Origin of the sequence: Streptomyces sp. NPDC102274, from assembly GCF_044766385.1 — a bacterium.
Lineage (GTDB): Bacteria > Actinomycetota > Actinomycetes > Streptomycetales > Streptomycetaceae > Streptomyces.
In genome coordinates this window covers 81,090-97,749 of sequence record NZ_JBIWLW010000028.1, presented here as the reverse complement: position 1 = coordinate 97,749, position 16,660 = coordinate 81,090, and the positions used below count along the sequence as shown (strand labels likewise).

Annotated in this window: 15 protein-coding genes; 5 read left to right on the top strand and 10 right to left on the bottom strand. The window is 70.9% G+C overall.

Annotation, left to right across the window (positions count from 1 at the left end; genetic code table 11):
- Window positions 1-99: 99 nt before the first annotated feature.
- The 6 genes from ACIRQP_RS30540 to ACIRQP_RS30515 form a co-directional block, all read right to left on the bottom strand.
- Window positions 100-1,206: an acyl-CoA dehydrogenase family protein gene (locus tag ACIRQP_RS30540; RefSeq protein WP_403895519.1), complete on the bottom strand. Its 1,107-nt coding sequence runs from the start codon at window positions 1,204-1,206 to the stop codon at window positions 100-102.
- Complete coding sequence (locus ACIRQP_RS30535; RefSeq protein WP_403895517.1) at window positions 1,203-2,396, bottom strand: acyl-CoA dehydrogenase family protein; 1,194 nt, start codon at window positions 2,394-2,396, stop codon at window positions 1,203-1,205. The genes ACIRQP_RS30540 and ACIRQP_RS30535 overlap by 4 nt, the downstream gene beginning before the upstream one ends.
- Window positions 2,393-3,361, bottom strand: a complete 969-nt coding sequence (locus tag ACIRQP_RS30530) for an NADPH:quinone oxidoreductase family protein (protein WP_403895515.1) — start codon at window positions 3,359-3,361, stop codon at window positions 2,393-2,395. The genes ACIRQP_RS30535 and ACIRQP_RS30530 overlap by 4 nt, the downstream gene beginning before the upstream one ends.
- Before the next feature lie 109 nt (window positions 3,362-3,470).
- Entirely contained in the window at window positions 3,471-4,061 is a 591-nt protein-coding gene (locus tag ACIRQP_RS30525; protein WP_403895512.1) for a helix-turn-helix domain-containing protein, read from the bottom strand.
- 81 nt (window positions 4,062-4,142) lie between these two features.
- Window positions 4,143-4,400: a DUF5133 domain-containing protein gene (locus ACIRQP_RS30520; RefSeq protein ID WP_403895509.1), complete on the bottom strand. Its 258-nt coding sequence runs from the start codon at window positions 4,398-4,400 to the stop codon at window positions 4,143-4,145.
- Window positions 4,401-4,568: 168 nt separating this feature from the next.
- Window positions 4,569-5,867 carry an alpha/beta fold hydrolase gene (locus ACIRQP_RS30515; RefSeq protein WP_403895506.1) on the bottom strand — a complete coding sequence of 433 codons (1,299 nt, stop codon included), beginning with the start codon at window positions 5,865-5,867 and terminating at the stop codon, window positions 4,569-4,571.
- A 277-nt stretch (window positions 5,868-6,144) separates the two neighbouring features.
- Between ACIRQP_RS30515 and ACIRQP_RS30510 the strand changes: the two genes are divergently transcribed.
- On the top strand, window positions 6,145-7,308 hold the full coding sequence (locus ACIRQP_RS30510; RefSeq protein WP_403895503.1) for an ABC transporter ATP-binding protein: 1,164 nt from the start codon (window positions 6,145-6,147) through the stop codon (window positions 7,306-7,308).
- Between the two features lie 25 nt (window positions 7,309-7,333).
- Here the strand turns inward: ACIRQP_RS30510 and ACIRQP_RS30505 are convergent, their stop codons facing one another.
- The 4 genes from ACIRQP_RS30505 to ACIRQP_RS30490 form a co-directional block, all read right to left on the bottom strand.
- The gene (locus ACIRQP_RS30505) at window positions 7,334-8,290 is read right to left on the bottom strand and encodes an ABC transporter substrate-binding protein (protein ID WP_403895500.1); all 957 of its coding nucleotides are present in this window, start codon (window positions 8,288-8,290) and stop codon (window positions 7,334-7,336) included.
- Entirely contained in the window at window positions 8,287-8,958 is a 672-nt protein-coding gene (locus tag ACIRQP_RS30500) for an ABC transporter permease (RefSeq protein WP_403895497.1), read from the bottom strand. The genes ACIRQP_RS30505 and ACIRQP_RS30500 overlap by 4 nt, the downstream gene beginning before the upstream one ends.
- A complete protein-coding gene (locus ACIRQP_RS30495; RefSeq protein WP_403895495.1) occupies window positions 8,955-9,635 on the bottom strand; it encodes an ABC transporter permease in 681 nt (226 codons plus the stop codon). The genes ACIRQP_RS30500 and ACIRQP_RS30495 overlap by 4 nt, the downstream gene beginning before the upstream one ends.
- Window positions 9,636-9,816: 181 nt before the next feature.
- A complete protein-coding gene (locus ACIRQP_RS30490; RefSeq protein ID WP_403895491.1) occupies window positions 9,817-11,577 on the bottom strand; it encodes a coagulation factor 5/8 type domain-containing protein in 1,761 nt (586 codons plus the stop codon).
- A 386-nt stretch (window positions 11,578-11,963) separates the two neighbouring features.
- On the opposite strand from ACIRQP_RS30490, the gene ACIRQP_RS30485 reads away from it, so the two are divergent.
- From ACIRQP_RS30485 to ACIRQP_RS30470, 4 genes are all read left to right on the top strand, one after another.
- Window positions 11,964-13,832 carry a discoidin domain-containing protein gene (locus tag ACIRQP_RS30485; RefSeq protein ID WP_403895489.1) on the top strand — a complete coding sequence of 623 codons (1,869 nt, stop codon included), beginning with the start codon at window positions 11,964-11,966 and terminating at the stop codon, window positions 13,830-13,832.
- Window positions 13,833-14,026: 194 nt separating this feature from the next.
- A complete protein-coding gene (locus ACIRQP_RS30480) occupies window positions 14,027-14,845 on the top strand; it encodes a DUF1996 domain-containing protein (RefSeq protein WP_403895587.1) in 819 nt (272 codons plus the stop codon).
- Window positions 14,846-14,933: 88 nt separating this feature from the next.
- Window positions 14,934-15,521, top strand: a complete 588-nt coding sequence (locus ACIRQP_RS30475) for a DUF305 domain-containing protein (RefSeq protein ID WP_403895486.1) — start codon at window positions 14,934-14,936, stop codon at window positions 15,519-15,521.
- 79 nt (window positions 15,522-15,600) lie between these two features.
- A complete protein-coding gene (locus ACIRQP_RS30470; protein WP_403895484.1) occupies window positions 15,601-16,653 on the top strand; it encodes a LacI family DNA-binding transcriptional regulator in 1,053 nt (350 codons plus the stop codon).
- Window positions 16,654-16,660: the final 7 nt, after the last annotated feature.

The following is a 16,660-nucleotide window of genomic DNA, read 5'->3' as shown; positions in this document are numbered from 1 at the left end:
TCGTCTGTTATTGCGAGCAGTTCGCAATTAAACAGCACGCAAAGGGGTGCTTGTCCAGACGGCTGTGGCCGCGGCCCGCCACGGGTCCGGGCGGATCGACTACCGGGGTTCGGGCAGATCGACGAGCGCGGCCAGCGTCTCCTGGTGCGCACCCCGCGAACCGAAGGCGATCTCATCCGACTTGGCACGCTTGAGATACAGATGCGCGGGGTGTTCCCAGGTCATCCCGATCCCGCCGTGCAGCTGGACGCACTCCTCGGCCGCGTGAACCGCGACCCGTCCGCAGTACGCCTGCGCGAGAGCCACGGCGAGCGGAGCCTCCGGGCTGCCGGTGGCCAGCGCGTCGGCGGCGTTGCGGGCCGCCGCGCGAGCCGAGACCACCTCCAGCCACAGCTGCGCCATACGGTGCTTGAGCGCCTGGAAGGACCCGATCGGCCGGTTGAACTGCTTGCGCTCCCGGGTGTGCCGGACGGTCTCCTCCAGACACCACTCGGCGATTCCGAGCTGCTCGGAGGCGAGCAGCCCCGCCCCGGCCAAAAGACCACGGCGTACGGCGGCCTGCGCCGCGGGCGCCCCCGCGATCCGGATCCCGGCGGCGGGGTCGACGGTGACCGCGGCGAGTGGCCGGGTCAGATCGAGCGGGGTGAGCGGTTCGACGGTGACCCCGGGCGAGGCCGTCTCGACCGCGTACAGCCCGTCGTGCCGCACCACGAGCAGGACATCGGCGCGTACGGCGTCGGCGACCCCGCTCACCGTTCCCGCACCGCCGGGGAGCGGTCCGTCCGGGGCGGTGGACAGCGGCACCGCGAGCACCGCCACCCGGTGGCCGTGGGCGAGCGCGGTGAGCAGGCCCGCGACGTCCGTGCTCTCGGTGCTCTCCCCGTCGCAGGCGAGCAGCGTCTCGGTCGCCACCACGGAACTGGTGAGATACGGCGCGGCGGTGACACCGCGGCCCAGCTCTTCCAGTACGACCGCGGCCTCGCGATGACTCGCGCCCTGGCCGCCGAGCTTCTCCGGAACGAGCAGCCCCGACGAGCCGATTCCGGCGGCGAGCGAGGTCCACAGCTCCGGATCGTACGGATCTCCCGCCTCGGCGCGGACGAGCGCCGCCGGTACATCGGCGCGGTCGGTGAGCAACGACCGTACGGCCGCGCGCAGATCGTCCTCGATGTCCGAGTAGAGCAGATCGGGGGAAGCGTCGGTCATCGGGCCAGGTCCTTCCAGGCGACGTCCTTGTCGTTGCGCGGCTCCGAGGGCAGGCCGAGCACACGTTCCGCGACGATGTTCAGCAGCACCTCGCTGGTACCGCCCTCGATGGAGTTGCCCTTGGCCCGCAGATACCGGTAGCCGGCGTCCCGTCCGGTGAAGTCGACCAGCTCCGGCCTGCGCATGGTCCAGTCGGAGTACAACAGGCCCTCCTCCCCGAGGAGTTCGACCTCCAGGCCGCTGATCTCCTGGTTGAGCCGGGCGAAGGAGAGCTTCATCCCGCTGCCCTCGGGGCCCGGTTGTCCGGCGACGAGCTGCTGACGCAGCCGCTCCGCGGTCAGCCGCGCGACCTCCGCTTCCACCCAGAGGGTGAGCAGCCGCCGGTGCAGCTCATGGGTGCGCAGCTCGGGCCGTTCGCGCCAGGTGCGGGCGACCGTACCGATCATGCCGCCCTCGCGGGGCAGGCGGGCACCGCCGATGGAGACGCGCTCGTTCATCAGGGTGGTCTGGGCGACCTTCCAGCCCTCGCCGATCCCGCCGAGGCGGTGCGCGTCGGGGATGCGTACGTCGGTCAGGAAGACCTCGTTGAACTCGGCCTCGCCGGTGATCTGGCGCAGCGGCCGTACCTCGACACCGGGGGCGGTCATGTCGCAGAGGAAGTAGCTGATGCCCTGGTGCTTGGGCAGGTCCGGATCGGTACGGGCGATGAGAATGGCCCAGCGGGCGACATGGGCGCTGGAGGTCCACACCTTCTGCCCGTTGACGATCCAGTCGCCGGAGACGGAGTCGCCGTCGCGTACCGCGCGGGTGCCGAGCGCGGCCAGGTCGGAGCCGGCGCCGGGCTCGCTGAACAGCTGGCACCACACCTCCTCACCGACCCACAGGGGCCGCAGGAAGCGTTCCTTCTGCTCCTGGGTGCCGTAGCGGAGGATGGTCGGCGCGGCCATGCCGAGGCCGATGCCGATCCGGCGCGGGTCGTTGTCGGGTGCGCCCGCCGCGGCCAACTCGGCGTCCACGACGGCCTGGAGGGAGCGTGGTGCGTCGAGCCCGCCGAGGCCGACCGGGTAGTGCACCCAGGCGAGTCCCGCGTCGAAGCGGGCCGTGAGGAAGTCGGTGCGGTCGGTGGTGGCCGGTGGATGGCCGGCCAGCAACTGCCTGGTGAGGGAGCGCAGTTCGGCGGCGTGAGTCATCGGGCACCGCCCTCCGGGAGGACGACCACGCGTCCGGTGGTGATGCCGTCGGCGACCCGCTGGACCGCGTCGGCGGCGTCCTTCATGGGGACCCGCTCGCTGATGAGCGGCTTGATCGCGCCCCGGGCGGCGAGCGTGGTCAGCTCCTGGTGGCAACGGGCCACCGCCGCCGGGTCCTTGGTGTTGTAGAGACCCCAGTGCAGCCCCATGATCGAGTAGTTCTTCACCAGCGCGTGGTTGAGGGCCGCGGTGGAGATCGCGCCGCTCGCGAAGCCCACGACCACGATCCGGCCCTCGAAGGCCACGCATTTGGTGGACTTGGCGAAGGCGTCGCCGCCCACCGGGTCGTAGACGACATCCGCGCCCTTGCCGCCGGTGGCTTCCTTGACCGCGCCGACGAGGTCGTCCGCACGGCGGTCGATCACCAGGTCGCAGCCCAGCTCCCGGGCCACCCGCGCCTTGTCCTGGCCTCCGACGACACCGATGACGGTGGCCCCGGCCGCCTTCCCGAGCTGTACGGCCGCGCTGCCTACGCCGCCGGCCGCCGCGTGGACGAGCAGGGTCTCCTCCGGCTGGAGCCGCGCCCGCCGGTGCAGTCCGAACCAGCCGCTCTGGTAGCCGACGTGCAGGGCCGCCGCCTCGGCGTCGTCCAGCGCCTCGGGCGCGGGCAGCAGCGCGGCGGCGTCGGCGACCACATACTCCGCCAGTCCGCCGTGCGGCAGCGCGGGCGTGGCGATGACCCTGCGTCCGTCCTCCGTCTCGCCGCAGATCTCCACACCCGGGGTGAAGGGCAGCGACGGCCGGACCTGGTACTGACCCCGGCAGAGCAGGGCATCCGGGAAGTTGATGTTCGCCGCCAGGACCCGCAGCGGGATCTGTCCCTCGCCGGGCACGGGACGCGCCACCTCTTCGAGCCGCATCACCTCGCCCGGCTCGCCGTTCCGGTGCACTCGCCATGCCTGCATTCGGGGCCTCCACACACGATGGGCAGTACCGCACTCGTCCGGATACTAAGCGGTCGCTTGCCTCGCTGGGAATATCCCGCCCGGGAGCGACCCGCTCGGAATCCGCCCCTCAGGACGCCTTCGGCCGTGCCCTCACGTGTATCCGCTCGCCCTGCGGACCGAACAGGCTCAGGACCTCCACCGGCCCGTCCACGGCCGGCCCGAACCAGTGCGGTACGTGCGTGTCGAACTCGGCCGCCTCCCCCGCGCCGAGCACCACATCGTGCTCACCGAGCCGCAGCCGCAGCCGGCCCGCCAGCACATAGAGCCACTCGTACCCCTCATGGGTCCGCTGTTCGCGGTCGTCGTCCGGCGAGGGCTGGATGATGATCTTGAAGGCGTGCAGCCCGCCCGGCTGGCGGGTGAGCGGCAGCATCGTCCGGTTGCCCTGCACGATCGGCTTGGCGCGTACCCGGGGATCACCGACATGGGGCGCGCCGACCAGCTCGTCGAGCGGGACCTGATGGGCGCGGGCGATGGGCAGCAGAAGTTCGAGGCTGGGGCGGCGGCGGCCCGCCTCCAGCCGCGAGAGGGTGCTCACGGAGATACCGGTGGCCTCGGAGAGCGCGCTCAGTGTGGCGCCGCGACCCTGCCGGATCCTGCGCAGCCGGGGCCCTACTTCGTTCAGTACTTCTTCGAGCCGGGCGTCGTCGTCATCCATGGACCCATTGCATCATCGGTTGCCGGGTCGGCAACGCGATGTGCCGGGCGGGCCGGGCGGAGATCGGGGTGACGACAGGTCCTACGGCTTGACCCCCGGCGCGATGGGCTTCGTTCCGTCCGGGAAGAGCGGAACCGGCCTGATCCGGCGCAGATATGCCTCCGCCTGCCATATCGCCTCACGTGCGGTGCGCTGTCCCATCAGCACACAGAGGGTGTACGCCACATCCTCGAACCGTCCGCGTGTGTCCTCGTCGAGCGGATCGGCGAGCACCAGCCGTTCCCAGGCCCGGTACCGGGCCAGCAGATCGGCCACCAGATGTCTGTCCGGCAGCAGCATGCCAACCACCTCCCGCGTTCGGGATCCACCCGCTCGCTCCGGCTTCGCACACGCCAGGGCACCGGACCCCTACGGGATATTCTCCACCTGGCGCCCGTCATCCGCTCGGTGAGTCCGGTGGGACCCGCCGTGACCTGGTACGACGGGCGCCGGCGGCGGGCCCCGGCCTCAGTCCTCGTCCCGTACGAGCGCGAGCAGCCGGTCCAGGACGTGCGGACCGCCCGCCCGTACTCCGTCGTGCTCGTACTCGTCGGTCACCCAGGTCCGCAGCCCGCGGATCACGCGCGCGGTGCGCAGGGAGTGTTCCGTGTCGACATACATGTCGTCGTGGTAGATGGCGGCGGCGACCGGAACCTCGTTGGCGGCCAGCCGGGCGGGGTCGTAGAGCGGGCTCCAGTCGGTACGGGCCGCGATCAGTTCGGCGACCTCGCGCAGTGGGCGCAGCGCGGGGTCGGAGTCGAAGTGCCAGGGGTGGATGGACTCACCCGTGAAGTACAACGGCCCTTCCCCCGCGAGGGTCTTGGCCGCGTCGAACCGCGCGAACTCGCCGCGCACCCGCTCGGCGGCCCACTGGGGCGGCCGGCTGTCCTGGCCGTAGATCGCCTCGTGCAGCACGGCGTACAGCGGATGAGCCGCGTACGAGAGGGCGGTGGCGACGCTCTCCTGGAACGCGTCGGAGAGCACCGGGCCCTTCGGCGTACGGACGAAGGCGTTCTCCAGCAGATAGTGAAGCTGATGGCTGCCGTCCCCGCCGCCGAGCATGATTCCCAGGGACTGGAACGCCTCGGGCGTGAGGAGGTAGCCGGTGGGCAGTACGGGCCGGTGCTCGGCGAGGTACTTCGCGATCCGGCGGGCCGCGCCGATGTCCTGCGGATAGCGGGCGTAGAACGCCTCCACCTTGCGCGCGATGCGCGGGTACGCGGCGCGGTAGACCTCGTCGGCCGTAGCGTCCAGCGCGGGCAGTCCGCCGGTGATCAGCACGGTCTCCAGGCCCTCGGGGGCGGTGGAGAGATAGTGGGTGGCGCAGAAACCGCCGAAGCTCTGGCCGAGCACGGTCCACGGGGCGCCGCCGGTCAGCAGTGGACGTATCGTCTCGCAGTCCCGCACGATCGAGTCGGCGCGGAAGTGAGCGAGATAATCGGCCTGCTGCCGCGGATCGCCGTGCTGGGGCAGGGTCTGCCGGTTGACGGGGGTGGAGAGGCCGGTGCCGCGCTGGTCGAGGAGGAGCACCCGGAACTCCTTCAGGGCGCGGCCGAGCCACGCCTGCCGGCCGATGAACCGGCGCGCGCCGAAACCGGGGCCGCCCTCCAGGTACACCAGCCAGGGCAGATCCGCCTCCGCCCGTGCGCTCGCGACGACTTCACGGGCGAACAGCTCGATCTGCTCCCCCGACGGATCGCCGTGGTCCAGCGGGACCGTGAAGCGGTGGTCGGTGAGGACGACGCCGGGCTGGCGGTAGCTGGTCAAGGGTGCTCCTGTTCTCGCTGGCCCCTTCCGGGGGCCGGTCACGCGCCCCTTCCGGGGCAGTCACGCCGGACAGTTCAGCACACGGGCCGCGGCCCGGCGGAGGCCGCCCTACTCGGGACCGCCCCGCTGGGGGCCGCGCCGCTCAGGACGGCCCCGCTCCGCGACGATGTGTGACGGCCGGTACGGCCACGGGACGGTCCGCGTTCAGGGCGTACGCGGTTCCCCGGACAGTCCCGGCCCGCGCGCGCGGCGGCCCGCCCGCTCCTAGCGTGAGGCCATGATCCGGTTCGAGCAGGTCAGCAAGGTCTACCCGGATGGAACGGCCGCCGTCGACGGGCTGTCCTTCGACGTCGACGAGGGCGAACTGGTGACGCTGGTGGGGCCTTCCGGCTGTGGCAAGACGACCACGATGATGATGGTGAACCGGCTGATCGAGCCCACTTCGGGGCGCGTCTTCGTCGAGGGCCGGGACATCTCGGGGGTCGACCCGGTCCAGTTGCGCCGCCGGATCGGCTATGTCATCCAGCAGGTGGGGCTTTTCCCGCACCGGACGGTCCTCGACAACACCGCGACCGTGCCCGCCCTGGTCGGCTGGAAGAAGGCGAAGGCGCGCGAACGGGCGGCGGAGCTGCTCGATCTGGTGGGGCTCGACCCGGCGACGTACGGTCCGCGCTATCCGGCGCAGTTGTCGGGCGGGCAGCGCCAGCGGGTGGGCGTGGCGCGCGCTCTGGCCGCCGATCCCCCGGTGCTGCTGATGGACGAGCCGTTCGGCGCGGTGGACCCGGTGGTGCGCGAACGGCTGCAGAACGAGTTCCTGAAGCTCCAGGCGACGGTGCGCAAGACGGTGCTGATGGTGACGCACGACATCGAGGAGGCGGTCCGGATGGGGGACCGAATCGGGGTGTACGGAGAGGGCCGTATCGAGCAGTACGACACCCCGGGGGCGGTCCTCGGCACCCCCGCCACGCCGTATGTGGCCCGGTTCGTGGGCGCGGACAGGGGGTTGAAACGGCTCTCGGTGACCGCCGTCGAGCCGGCCGACCTGGAAGAGCCGCCGGTCGCGAGGACCGACGAGCCGGCCCGGGACGCGGCGGCGCGGATGCGCGCCCAGCGGGCCCGCTGGGCGGTGGTGCTGAACGGGGACGGCGAACTGCACGGCTGGGTCTCCGCCGACGCGCTGGCGCACGCCGGGGAGCGAGGCTCGGTCGGTGACCTCGCCCGCCGGATGGAGGCGTGGGTACCGCTCGGGTCCCCGCTGAAACAGGCGTTCAGCGAGATGCTCCAGCATGACGCGGGATGGGTGGCCGTACTGGAAGGAGCGCGCTTCGCCGGGGTGCTGACCCCTGCGAAGCTGCACGAGGCGCTGCGCCGCTCGGTCGACGCGGACGCCCAGGGCATCGGGCGCGACGAGGTCGACTTCGACTCGGTCTCGGACGCGTGAGGGGGGCAGTCCCCGCGCCGGTGATTCAGTGCGACGCCGTGATCAGCCTCTTCGATTCCAGATAGGTCCGTGCGACGTCCTCGGCGAGCCGGCGCCAGCTGTCCACCTGCTGGTTCAGCGAGGCCAGGTCCTTGGTGGTGAGCACGGTGTTCAGCTTGTCCAGCGCCGTGGTGACACCCTTGCTCCCGGCCCGCGCGCGGTTGACGACGGGCACGATGTAGTCGGCGTTCTGAAGATGTCTGTCGTCGGCGAGGAGCACCAGTCCGAACTGGTCGAGCGTCGCGTCGGTGGTCGTGGTCAGAACCATCTGGTCCTGACCGTTCTGCACGGCCCGCTTCGCCGGTGTCGTCCCCACGCCTTTGGGGTCGATGCCGGTGATATCGATGCCGTACGTCTTCTTCAGCCCGGGTTCGCAGTACGGGCGCCGTACGCACTCGTCACCCGCGGCGAGCCTGACGGGCAGCCGGGATCTGCCCAGGTCGCTCAGTGTCCTGAGCCGGTGTTCGCGGGCGTAGGAGGCGGCGACGGCGAAGGCGTTCTGGTCGACGGCGCGGCCCGGATCGAGGACGGTCAGCCCGCGCGGCGCGGCGAGCGCGCGCAGCGCCTTCATCGTCGCGGCCAGGTCGGGTGAGCCGACGGGTTTCGCGTCGGGGCCGTGGGCCCTGGCGTTCAGCCAGTCGGCGAAGGTCGCCGCGTACTCCGGTACGACATCGATCTGGCCGCTCTCCAGGGCCGGTTCGTAGATCTCCCGGTTGGTGACGGAGAGGATCCGGGTGTGGTATCCCGCGCGGTTCAGCAGGAGCGCGTACATCTGGGCGAGCAGATCGCTCTCGGTGAAACCGGCCGAGCCGATGGTCAGATGCCTGCTGTCGCCGGGCGGTGCGGTGACAGCACCCCGGTTCTCCAGGGACGGTCCGATGGCACAGCCGGTGGCCAGGAGGAACGAGGTGCCCAGGGCCGCGGCGGTACGCGCCGCTCTCATCCCCCGCCCCTCACCCACCGCGGCCCCAGCCGCCGCACCAGCTCGAACGCCCCCTCCACCAGCAGCGCGAACACGGCGACGAGCACCGCGCCCGCGACCACCTGGGGGGTGTCGGCGAGATTGAAGCCGGCGGTGATGATCCGGCCGAGACCGCCGCCGCCCACCAGGGCCGCGATGGTCGCGGTCGCCACCAGCTGGACGGCGGCGATCCGTACGCCGGTGAGGATCAGCGGCAGGGCGAGCGGCACCTCGACCCGCCGCAGCAGCTGGCTGCCCGTCATCCCCATCCCGCGGGCGGCCTGGACGACATCACGGTCCACCCCGCGCATCCCCACATAGGCGTTGGTGAGCAGCGGTGGGATCGCGAACAGCACCAGCGCGGTGATCGTCGGCCACTGACCGTACGTGCCGATCGGGGTGAGCAGCAGCAGGACGAGAACGGCGAAGGTCGGCACGGCCCGGCCGACATTGGAGATATTGACGGCCAGCGCGCCTCCCCTGCCCAGATGACCGAGCACCAGCGCGACGGGCAGCGCGATCGCGCAGCTGATGACCAGACAGACGGCGGTGAGGAAGAGATGCTCGCCGAGCCGGTTCCGGACCCCGCCGGACCCCGACCAGTTCGAGGCGGTGGTGAGCCAGGACCAGGCCGCAGGGAGGGTGTTCACGCGCGGCGCTCCCTCGCCCAGGGGGTGAGCAGCCGCTGGAGTCCGAGCAGCAGGAGATCGGCGGCGACGGCGATGACCACGCAGAGGACGGAGGCGGTGAGCACCTGCGCCTTGAAGAAGGTGTTCATCCCGGCGTAGATGAGATTTCCGAGCCCTCCATAGCCGACGATCGCGCCGATGGTGACGAGGGAGACGGCGGAGACGGTCGCGATCCGCAGCCCGGCCATGGCGGCGGGGAGGGCGAGCGGCAGCTCGACGGTGAGCAGCAGCCGGACCGGCCTGTACCCCATCCCGCGGGCGGCCTGCCTGGTCTCCTCGGGTACGGCGTGCAGTCCGGCCAGGATGTTCCGTACGAGCAGGGTCAGCGAGTAGAGGACCAGCCCGGCGACGACGAGCGAGGCCGCCAGTCCGTACACCGGCAGCAGCAGGGAGAACATCGCGAGCGAGGGAATGGTGTAGAGGACCGTCGTGATCCCGAGCACGGGCCCGACCGCCCAGTTCCAGCGGCGGGCCGCCAGGGCCAGGGGGACGGCGATGACCAGCGCGAGCAGGATGGCGAGGAAGGTCAGGTGGAGATGCTGGAGCACCGCGTCCCACAGGATCGTGCGGCGGCTGGAGAGGTAGTCGCCGCAGATCCATTCGTTGCGCGCGAGGCAGTCGTCCGGAGGCGCGGTCACCTGTCCATTGCACGCCCGCGTCCGGCCGGCCGCGCGCGGTGATGGACCGTACGGATGGCGGACCCGCCGGGCGCGCCGCGCGGGAGAGTCGCCGGGCCCGGCACGCGCTCGGGGTCGCGCGGACGCGCGGCAGCGCGCGCCGCGTGCGGTCCACACCGCTCGCGGCGCGCGCTGATCGGCGTCAGGGGAAGGACACCACCGTCGAGGGGACCGTCGTCGTGCCCGAGGTGGCGGCGCCGATGGCGTTGATGACGTGGTCGTACTGCCCGTTGCCGCTGAGCGAGACGACGAGCAGGCCGTGGAACTTCACGCCCGGGACCGCGGGCGCGGCGAAGCCGTGGGCCTGACGGATGGTCGGGTCGACGTTGTAGTAGCAGTAGCTGCCCAGGCCCCAGCCCTCGTGCGTGGTGACGGTGTCGGCGACCTTGTAGGCGGCGTAGCCCCGGGTGGCGCCGTTCTGGATGGCGGCCTGGTTGGGGGCGTCGTACGCCTTCTCGTTCTGGAAGAAGATGGTGCGGCCCCGCTGGCCGTTCCACTGGACGTCGTACTTGTTGAAGTGCTCGACGAACAGCCCGGTCGCCAGCACGTCGTCACCGTTGACGATCACGCCGTAGTCGGCCCGGTTGGTCTCCCAGCCCACGCCCTCCCCGTGGTCGGCGCGCCAGACCCAGGTGTGGTCGATGATGGTGTGCCGGCTGTTGACGACTATGCTGGTGGTGGCCTTGCCGGGGCCGGCGCCGCCGATCCTGATGAAGACGTCCTGCACGGTGGTGGGGTTGGCGGAGTGATTCGCGGCCGCGCCCTGGGGGCCGACCTCCAGCAGCGTCGGTGAGTTCACCGGACCGGCGTCGATCAGGAAGCCCGCGAGCCGTACCCCGTCGACATCGGCGACCCTCATCGCCGTCACCCCGTTGTCCGGCACAAGTGTGGCGTAGCCGAGGCCGAGGACCACCGCGTTCGCGCGCTCGACGCGTACGGTCTGGTCGAGGTGGTAGATGCCGGGTGTGAACAGCAGGTTGAGCCCCTGCGTGAGCGCCTCGTTGAGGGTGGCCGCGGAGACGCCGGGCTTGGCGACGTAGAACTGGGTGAGCGGCTGGGACGTACCCCGGGGCGTGCCGCTTCCCCACGTGGTGCCGCGCGCGTTGGTGCGCAGCTCCGGCAGGAAGACCTTGTAGTCGGCGCCGTCGAGATAGAGGAAGGGCTTCTCGCGCGAGACGGGGGTGTTGTCGAGGGTGGTGTAGGGCGGGTTGGGGAAGCTCTGGGCGGGGGCGCCTTCGACGCCGGAGAAGGTCATGTTCCAGACGGCGTTGGTCCAGCCTCCGACGCTGCTGTCGCGGGTGTACCACTGCTGCTGGGAGTAGGGGCCGACGGTGCCGTCGACGCGGCTGTCGGCGATGTAGCCGCCGCTGGCCCAGCCGTAGCCGTTGGGGGCGAGGTTGAGGCCGCCTTTGACGTGCATACGGCGGAAGGGCGCGGCCTGGGCGACGGCCCAGCGGTTGGTGCCGTTGACGGGGTTGAGGGCGAGGTTCTCGGCGGAGCGCCAGAAGTTCTGGGTGGCGTTGCCGTTGAACCAGCCCGCGTCCACCGTCACATCACCGTTGAAAGTGGTGTCGTCGGGCGAGAGTCCGAGGCCGGAGATCGAGGTGTAGAAGCCGAGCTGGGCGTTGATGTTGTTGTAGGTGCCGGGCTTGAACAACAGCTGGTAGCGGCCCGACCCGAACTGCGCCGTCTCCTGCTGGCGGAAGATCTCGTCCAGCCTGCCCTGGATATTGGGCGTCGACGGATCGAAGACCACCACGTTCGGCCCGAGATCACCACCGCCGGGCAGGGCCGCGGCGCCGGTACGCGCGGACGCGGGTGAGGACAGGGCGAGCACGCTCGGAGCGGACGCGGCGGCTGCCATGACACCGAGAACGGTACGGCGTGTGGGGGGAGTAGGCATGGCGGCTCTCCTTGTTCAGAATGTGAACGGTGGGGGTGGCAGGGAGCGCTCTCTCACTCAGGCATGTTCACGGCATGTGAACAGCGCGTCAAGGGAGATGACCGGTTCCGCAATCCGCCGATGCCCGATCGGCCGCCCAACCACCCCTGAGATAAAGGGATATGTGGAGTTATCCGGGCTGATCGAGCGCGCTTCCCGGCGTGCGAGGTTGCATTCACGAAGTGTCGATTCCGCCGGACGGCAATCTGTGCGCCACACGTGTCTTGACACCCTCTGGGACTGCTTCTACGTTCCATGAGAGCGCTCTCTCGCCGTGGTCTCCTCAGCCTCGCTCCTCCGTACGGGCTGTGTCCGAGCTCCCCCACCCCTCTCGAAGGAGAGCCGCCATGCGCCCACGTCTTCTCTTCGCCTCCGCCGCCGCCGTCGTCGCCGCGTTGACGGCGGCAGCGGCTCCGAGCGCGACCGGCGCCCCCCGAGCCGCGGCCGCGGCCTGGGACAGTGACCTCGCGGCCGCGGCCCAGAGCGCGAACCCGGCCGCCGCCACCGCGTCCGGCAGCCAGAGCGCCGAGCTGGGGCCCGGCGCCGCCTTCGACGGCAACGGCGCCACCCGCTGGTCGAGCAACGCTGCCGACGACGCCTGGCTCCGGGTCGATCTGGGCCAGACCCTCCGTATCGACCGGGTCACCCTCGACTGGGAGGCCGCCTACGGCAAGAAGTACGTGCTGGAGGTGTCGGGCGACGGCACCAGCTGGCGGCCCTTCTACACCGAGGACGCGGGCACCGGCGGGACCGTCACCGCGCACACCTACCCGCAGGAGATCAGGGGCCGGTACGTACGTCTGCGCGGTGTCGAACGCGGCACGCCCTACGGCTACTCGCTCTACTCCTTCAAGATCTACGGCGGCACCCCGGCCCCCGCCTCCACCACCCGCACCAATCTCGCGCTCCACCACCCGGCCTACAGCAACCTCTACCAGCACGCGGGGAACTCGCCGGCGTTCGTCACCGACGGCGGCTGGCCCGCCGCCCTCAAGGGCGACCAGACACGGTGGGCGAGCGACTGGAACGCCGACCGCTGGGTCTCCGTCGACCTCGGCGCGTCCTCCACCATCAACAGTGTGGACCTGTACTGGGAAGCCGCGTACGCCGTCGACTTCGAGATCCAGGTCTCCGACGACAACAGGACCTGGCGCACCGTCCATCGCCCGTCCGCCGCCGAGGTCGCCGCGCGCCGCGCCGACATCAAGTCCCCTGCCGAGGCGACCGGACGCCATGACACCGTCACCCTCTCCGCACCCGCCACCGGGCGCTATGTGCGCATGCTCGGCAAGGAGCGGCGCTCCTTCTACAACCCCGCGCCCGCCACGGCCCAATTCGGCTACTCACTCTACGAGTTCCAGGTGTGGGGCACCGGCGGCAGCGCGGCGGCCGCCTATCCCGCGCTCCCCGGCGAGCAGGGGGGCACGTACCGCACGACGTTCTTCGACGACTTCACGGGAGCCTCGCTCGACCGCTCCAAGTGGCGGGTCGTCAGAACGGGCCAGGAGATGGGATCGGTCAACGGTGAGGCCCAGGCGTATGTGGACTCCCCCGACAACATCCGTACCGCGAACGGCAGTCTGATCCTGACCCCGAAGTACTGCAAGGGCTGCACCCAGGCGGGCGGCGGTACGTACGACTTCACCTCGGGGCGTATCGACACCAACACCAAGTTCGACTTCACGTACGGCAAGGTCAGCGCCCGGCTGAGGCTTCCGGTGGGCGACGGCTACTGGCCCGCCTTCTGGCTGCTCGGCAGCAATGTCGACGATCCGGCCGTGTCCTGGCCCGCCTCGGGCGAGACGGACATCATGGAGAACATCGGCTACGGCAACTGGACCAGCACCGCCCTGCACGGGCCGGGTTACTCCGCCGACGGCAACATCGGCGCGCAGCAGTACTACCCCGCCGGGGGAAGCGCGGACCAGTGGCACACCTACGCGGTCGAGTGGACGCCCACCACCATGCGGTTCACCGTGGACGACCGGATCGTCCAGGAGACGACCCGCAACAAGCTGGAGTCCACCCGCGGCCAGTGGGTCTTCGACCACAACCAGTACGTGATTCTCAACCTCGCTCTCGGCGGCGCCTATCCGGCCGGCTGGAACAAGGTCACCACGCCCTACTGGGGTCTGCCGCAGTCCAGCGTCGACCGCATAGCCCTGGGCGGCATCCAGGCCGAGATCGACTGGGTGAGGGTCGAGCAGAAGGGCTGATACGGACGGCCGCTGCCCGCCCCATCCCCCACCGCGCGACGTCGGCCCGTCACCTCTGTCCTGCCCAACACATCACCACCGACCCATGGATTGGACCCCCTGTGAGAAGGATCCTCGCTCCCCCCACCGCGCCCTCCCCGCCCCGTTGGCGCCGTCTGTCAGGACTCGTCGCGGCGTCCGTGGCCGCCCTGCTCATCGCCGGCTTCAGCTACCCGGGAGAGCGTGCGCAGGCCTCGCCCGCCCAGGCGGAAGAGGTGGTGCGCGTCGCCGAGTTCCTGGCGGACTGCCCCTACAGCCACCGGGCCACCGACGACCCCATCGTGTTCCCGGGCCTTCCCGGCGCGTCCCACATGCACAGCTTCTTCGGGAACACCTCCACGAACGCCCACTCGGACCTGACCAGTCTGGAACGGTCGCCCAGCAACTGCAGCCCCGCCACCGACCTCTCGTCCTACTGGGTGCCGACCCTGTACGACCGCGACACCGCGGTGGAGCCGACCGGAACGACCTTCTACTACCTCGGTGAAGGCGTACGCGACGACATCATCGCGAAGATCCAGCCGATGCCCCGGGGCCTGCGCATCGTGGCCGGCAACGCCAAGGCCACCGGCCCCAACGACAACACCATCTCCCGCTGGTCGTGTCTGCACCATGGCGAGGTCGGGTCCTCCACCGACTTCGTGAACTGCCCGGCCGGTTCGATGCTGGAGTCCTATCTCGACTTCCCGCAGTGCTGGAACGGCAAGGACCTCGACTCCGCGGACCACAAGAGCCATATGTCCTATCCGGTGGCGGGGGCATGCCCCTCCACGCACCCGGTCCCCGTGCCCAAACTCCGGCAGGTGCTCCGCTATCCCGTCAACGGAGATCCCGCGCGGTTCCGGCTGGCGTCGGGGCCCGGGTACACCATGCACGGCGACTTCTTCAACGTCTGGCCCGCCGCCGAGATGGAGCGCCGCGTCCGCGACTGCATCAACCCCATCATCAAGTGCGGTGCGGACGGCCGTCCCTGATCTCTCGGCACCTGATCGATCGCCCGTCATCTACCCCCATATGCCCGCCCGAGTCTCCCCGGGCGGGCCCTCCACGGGAAACGCCACCATGAAGCGACGCCTCGTCATGCCCCTGCCGGCCCTGCTTCTGCTCCCTCTTCTGTTGCTGTCTCCGAGCGGCTGCTCCACACCGCCCGATCGGCCGGCCGCCGCCGACAGGACCTCCGCTCCCGCCGCCTCGTCCGGAGCGCCGTTCACCGCGACCGACTCCGGCTGGATCCAGCTGATGACTCCGATGAGCGAGCAGGCCGGGCGGCTTCTCGCGATGGCCTCCACCCACGAGTCCGCACCGCCGGTGGCAACGTGGGCCGCCGCCCTCGCGAAGGAACACCGTACGGAGCTGGCCCAACTCCGGCAGTTGCTCGGCCGTATGGGCCTGCCCGACACCAATGTGCACGCGGGCCACGACATGCCGGGCATGGTCACGGACGCGGATCTCGACCGGGCCCGCCGGCTCACGGGTGCCGAATTCGACGGCTTCGTACGCCAGGAGATCCGCGCGCACCTCGAACAGTCACAGCGCGTCTCCCGCTCCGAGTCCCACGCGGGCGGTGGCCAGGAGGCGAAGCGGCTCGCCGCAGACATCGCCGACTCGCGCGCCGTGCAACTGAAGAAGCTGTCCTCGCTGGGCCGGTGACCGTACGGTACGGCGAGGGCGCACCGTACGGCGAGGCCGCCCGTGTGCCGACGGGGAGCGCGCGGATATAAAAGACTTCATGGATGCCGACTCCCCGCCCCCCTCCCGCCCGGTGACCCTGGAGGACGTGGCCCGCGTCGCCGGTGTGTCCCGTGCCACGGTGTCCCGGGTCATCAACGAGACACCCACGGTGGACCTGGCGCTCCGGCACGCCGTGGAGAACGCGGTGGCCGCCACGGGGTACGTGCCCAACCGCGCGGCCCGCTCACTCGTGACCCGGCGGACGGGGTCGGTGGCGCTCGTGGTCTCCGAGCAGGAGAAGCGCCACGCCGCGGCACCCTTCCTCGGCCGGGTGTTCACGGACCCGCACTTCGGGCGCGTCGTCAGCGGGCTCGTCGATGTGCTGCGGCCGGCGGGCGTCCATCTCGTTCTGATGCTGGTGGACGACGAGGCCTCGCGCCTCCAGACCCTCTCGTATCTGCGTCAAGGACATGTGGACGGAGTTGTGTTGATCTCCTCGCATGTGGACGACCCGCTGCCGCGGCTGCTCGCCGACACCCGGCTGCCCGCGGTCCTGTCGGGGCGTCCGCGGCGCGACTCCTCGCTCGCGTTCGTGGAGGCCGACCAGCGGGAGGGAGCCCGGCTGGCCGCCTGCCATCTGGTGTCCCTGGGCCGGACCCGGATCGGGTCGGTGGCCGGACCTCAGGACATGCCCGCGGCACGGGAACGCCTGGAGGGTTTCCGCACGGCCCTGGCGGAGCGCGGTATCCACGATGTCCCTTGGGCGGAGGGCGACTTCACCCACACCGGGGGCGCCTCGGCCGTACGGGAGCTGCTCGCGCGGCGGCCGGATCTGGACGGACTGTTCGTGGCCTCCGACCTCATGGCCCTGGGCGCGCTGCCGGTCCTGCAACGCGCGGGCAGAGAGGTGCCGCGGGACGTGGCGGTGGTGGGCTTCGACGACAGCCATGCCGCCCAGTCCTGCGACCCGCCGCTGACCACCGTACGGCAGCCGGTCGAGGAGATGGCCTCCGCGACGGCCCAGCTCCTGCTGCGCCGCATCGCCCGGCCGGGCCAGGCCGTACGGTCGGAGCTGTTCGCCCCCGTGCTCGTGGTCAGGGCGTCCGCCTGAACGGGCG

Excerpts from the sequence above, each read along its gene's own strand:
- ACIRQP_RS30510 (WP_403895503.1), top strand. The coding sequence starts at position 6,145 with ATGATCCGGTTCGAGCAGGTCAGCAAGGTCTACCCGGATGGAACGGCC.
- ACIRQP_RS30485 (WP_403895489.1), top strand. The coding sequence starts at position 11,964 with ATGCGCCCACGTCTTCTCTTCGCCTCCGCCGCCGCCGTCGTCGCCGCG.
- ACIRQP_RS30525 (WP_403895512.1), bottom strand. The coding sequence starts at position 4,061 with ATGGATGACGACGACGCCCGGCTCGAAGAAGTACTGAACGAAGTAGGG.
- ACIRQP_RS30530 (WP_403895515.1), bottom strand. The coding sequence starts at position 3,361 with ATGCAGGCATGGCGAGTGCACCGGAACGGCGAGCCGGGCGAGGTGATG.
- ACIRQP_RS30490 (WP_403895491.1), bottom strand. The coding sequence starts at position 11,577 with ATGCCTACTCCCCCCACACGCCGTACCGTTCTCGGTGTCATGGCAGCC.
- ACIRQP_RS30505 (WP_403895500.1), bottom strand. The coding sequence starts at position 8,290 with ATGAGAGCGGCGCGTACCGCCGCGGCCCTGGGCACCTCGTTCCTCCTG.
- ACIRQP_RS30535 (WP_403895517.1), bottom strand. The coding sequence starts at position 2,396 with ATGACTCACGCCGCCGAACTGCGCTCCCTCACCAGGCAGTTGCTGGCC.
- ACIRQP_RS30475 (WP_403895486.1), top strand. The coding sequence starts at position 14,934 with ATGAAGCGACGCCTCGTCATGCCCCTGCCGGCCCTGCTTCTGCTCCCT.
- ACIRQP_RS30470 (WP_403895484.1), top strand. The coding sequence starts at position 15,601 with ATGGATGCCGACTCCCCGCCCCCCTCCCGCCCGGTGACCCTGGAGGAC.
- ACIRQP_RS30540 (WP_403895519.1), bottom strand. The coding sequence starts at position 1,206 with ATGACCGACGCTTCCCCCGATCTGCTCTACTCGGACATCGAGGACGAT.
- ACIRQP_RS30520 (WP_403895509.1), bottom strand. The coding sequence starts at position 4,400 with ATGCTGCTGCCGGACAGACATCTGGTGGCCGATCTGCTGGCCCGGTAC.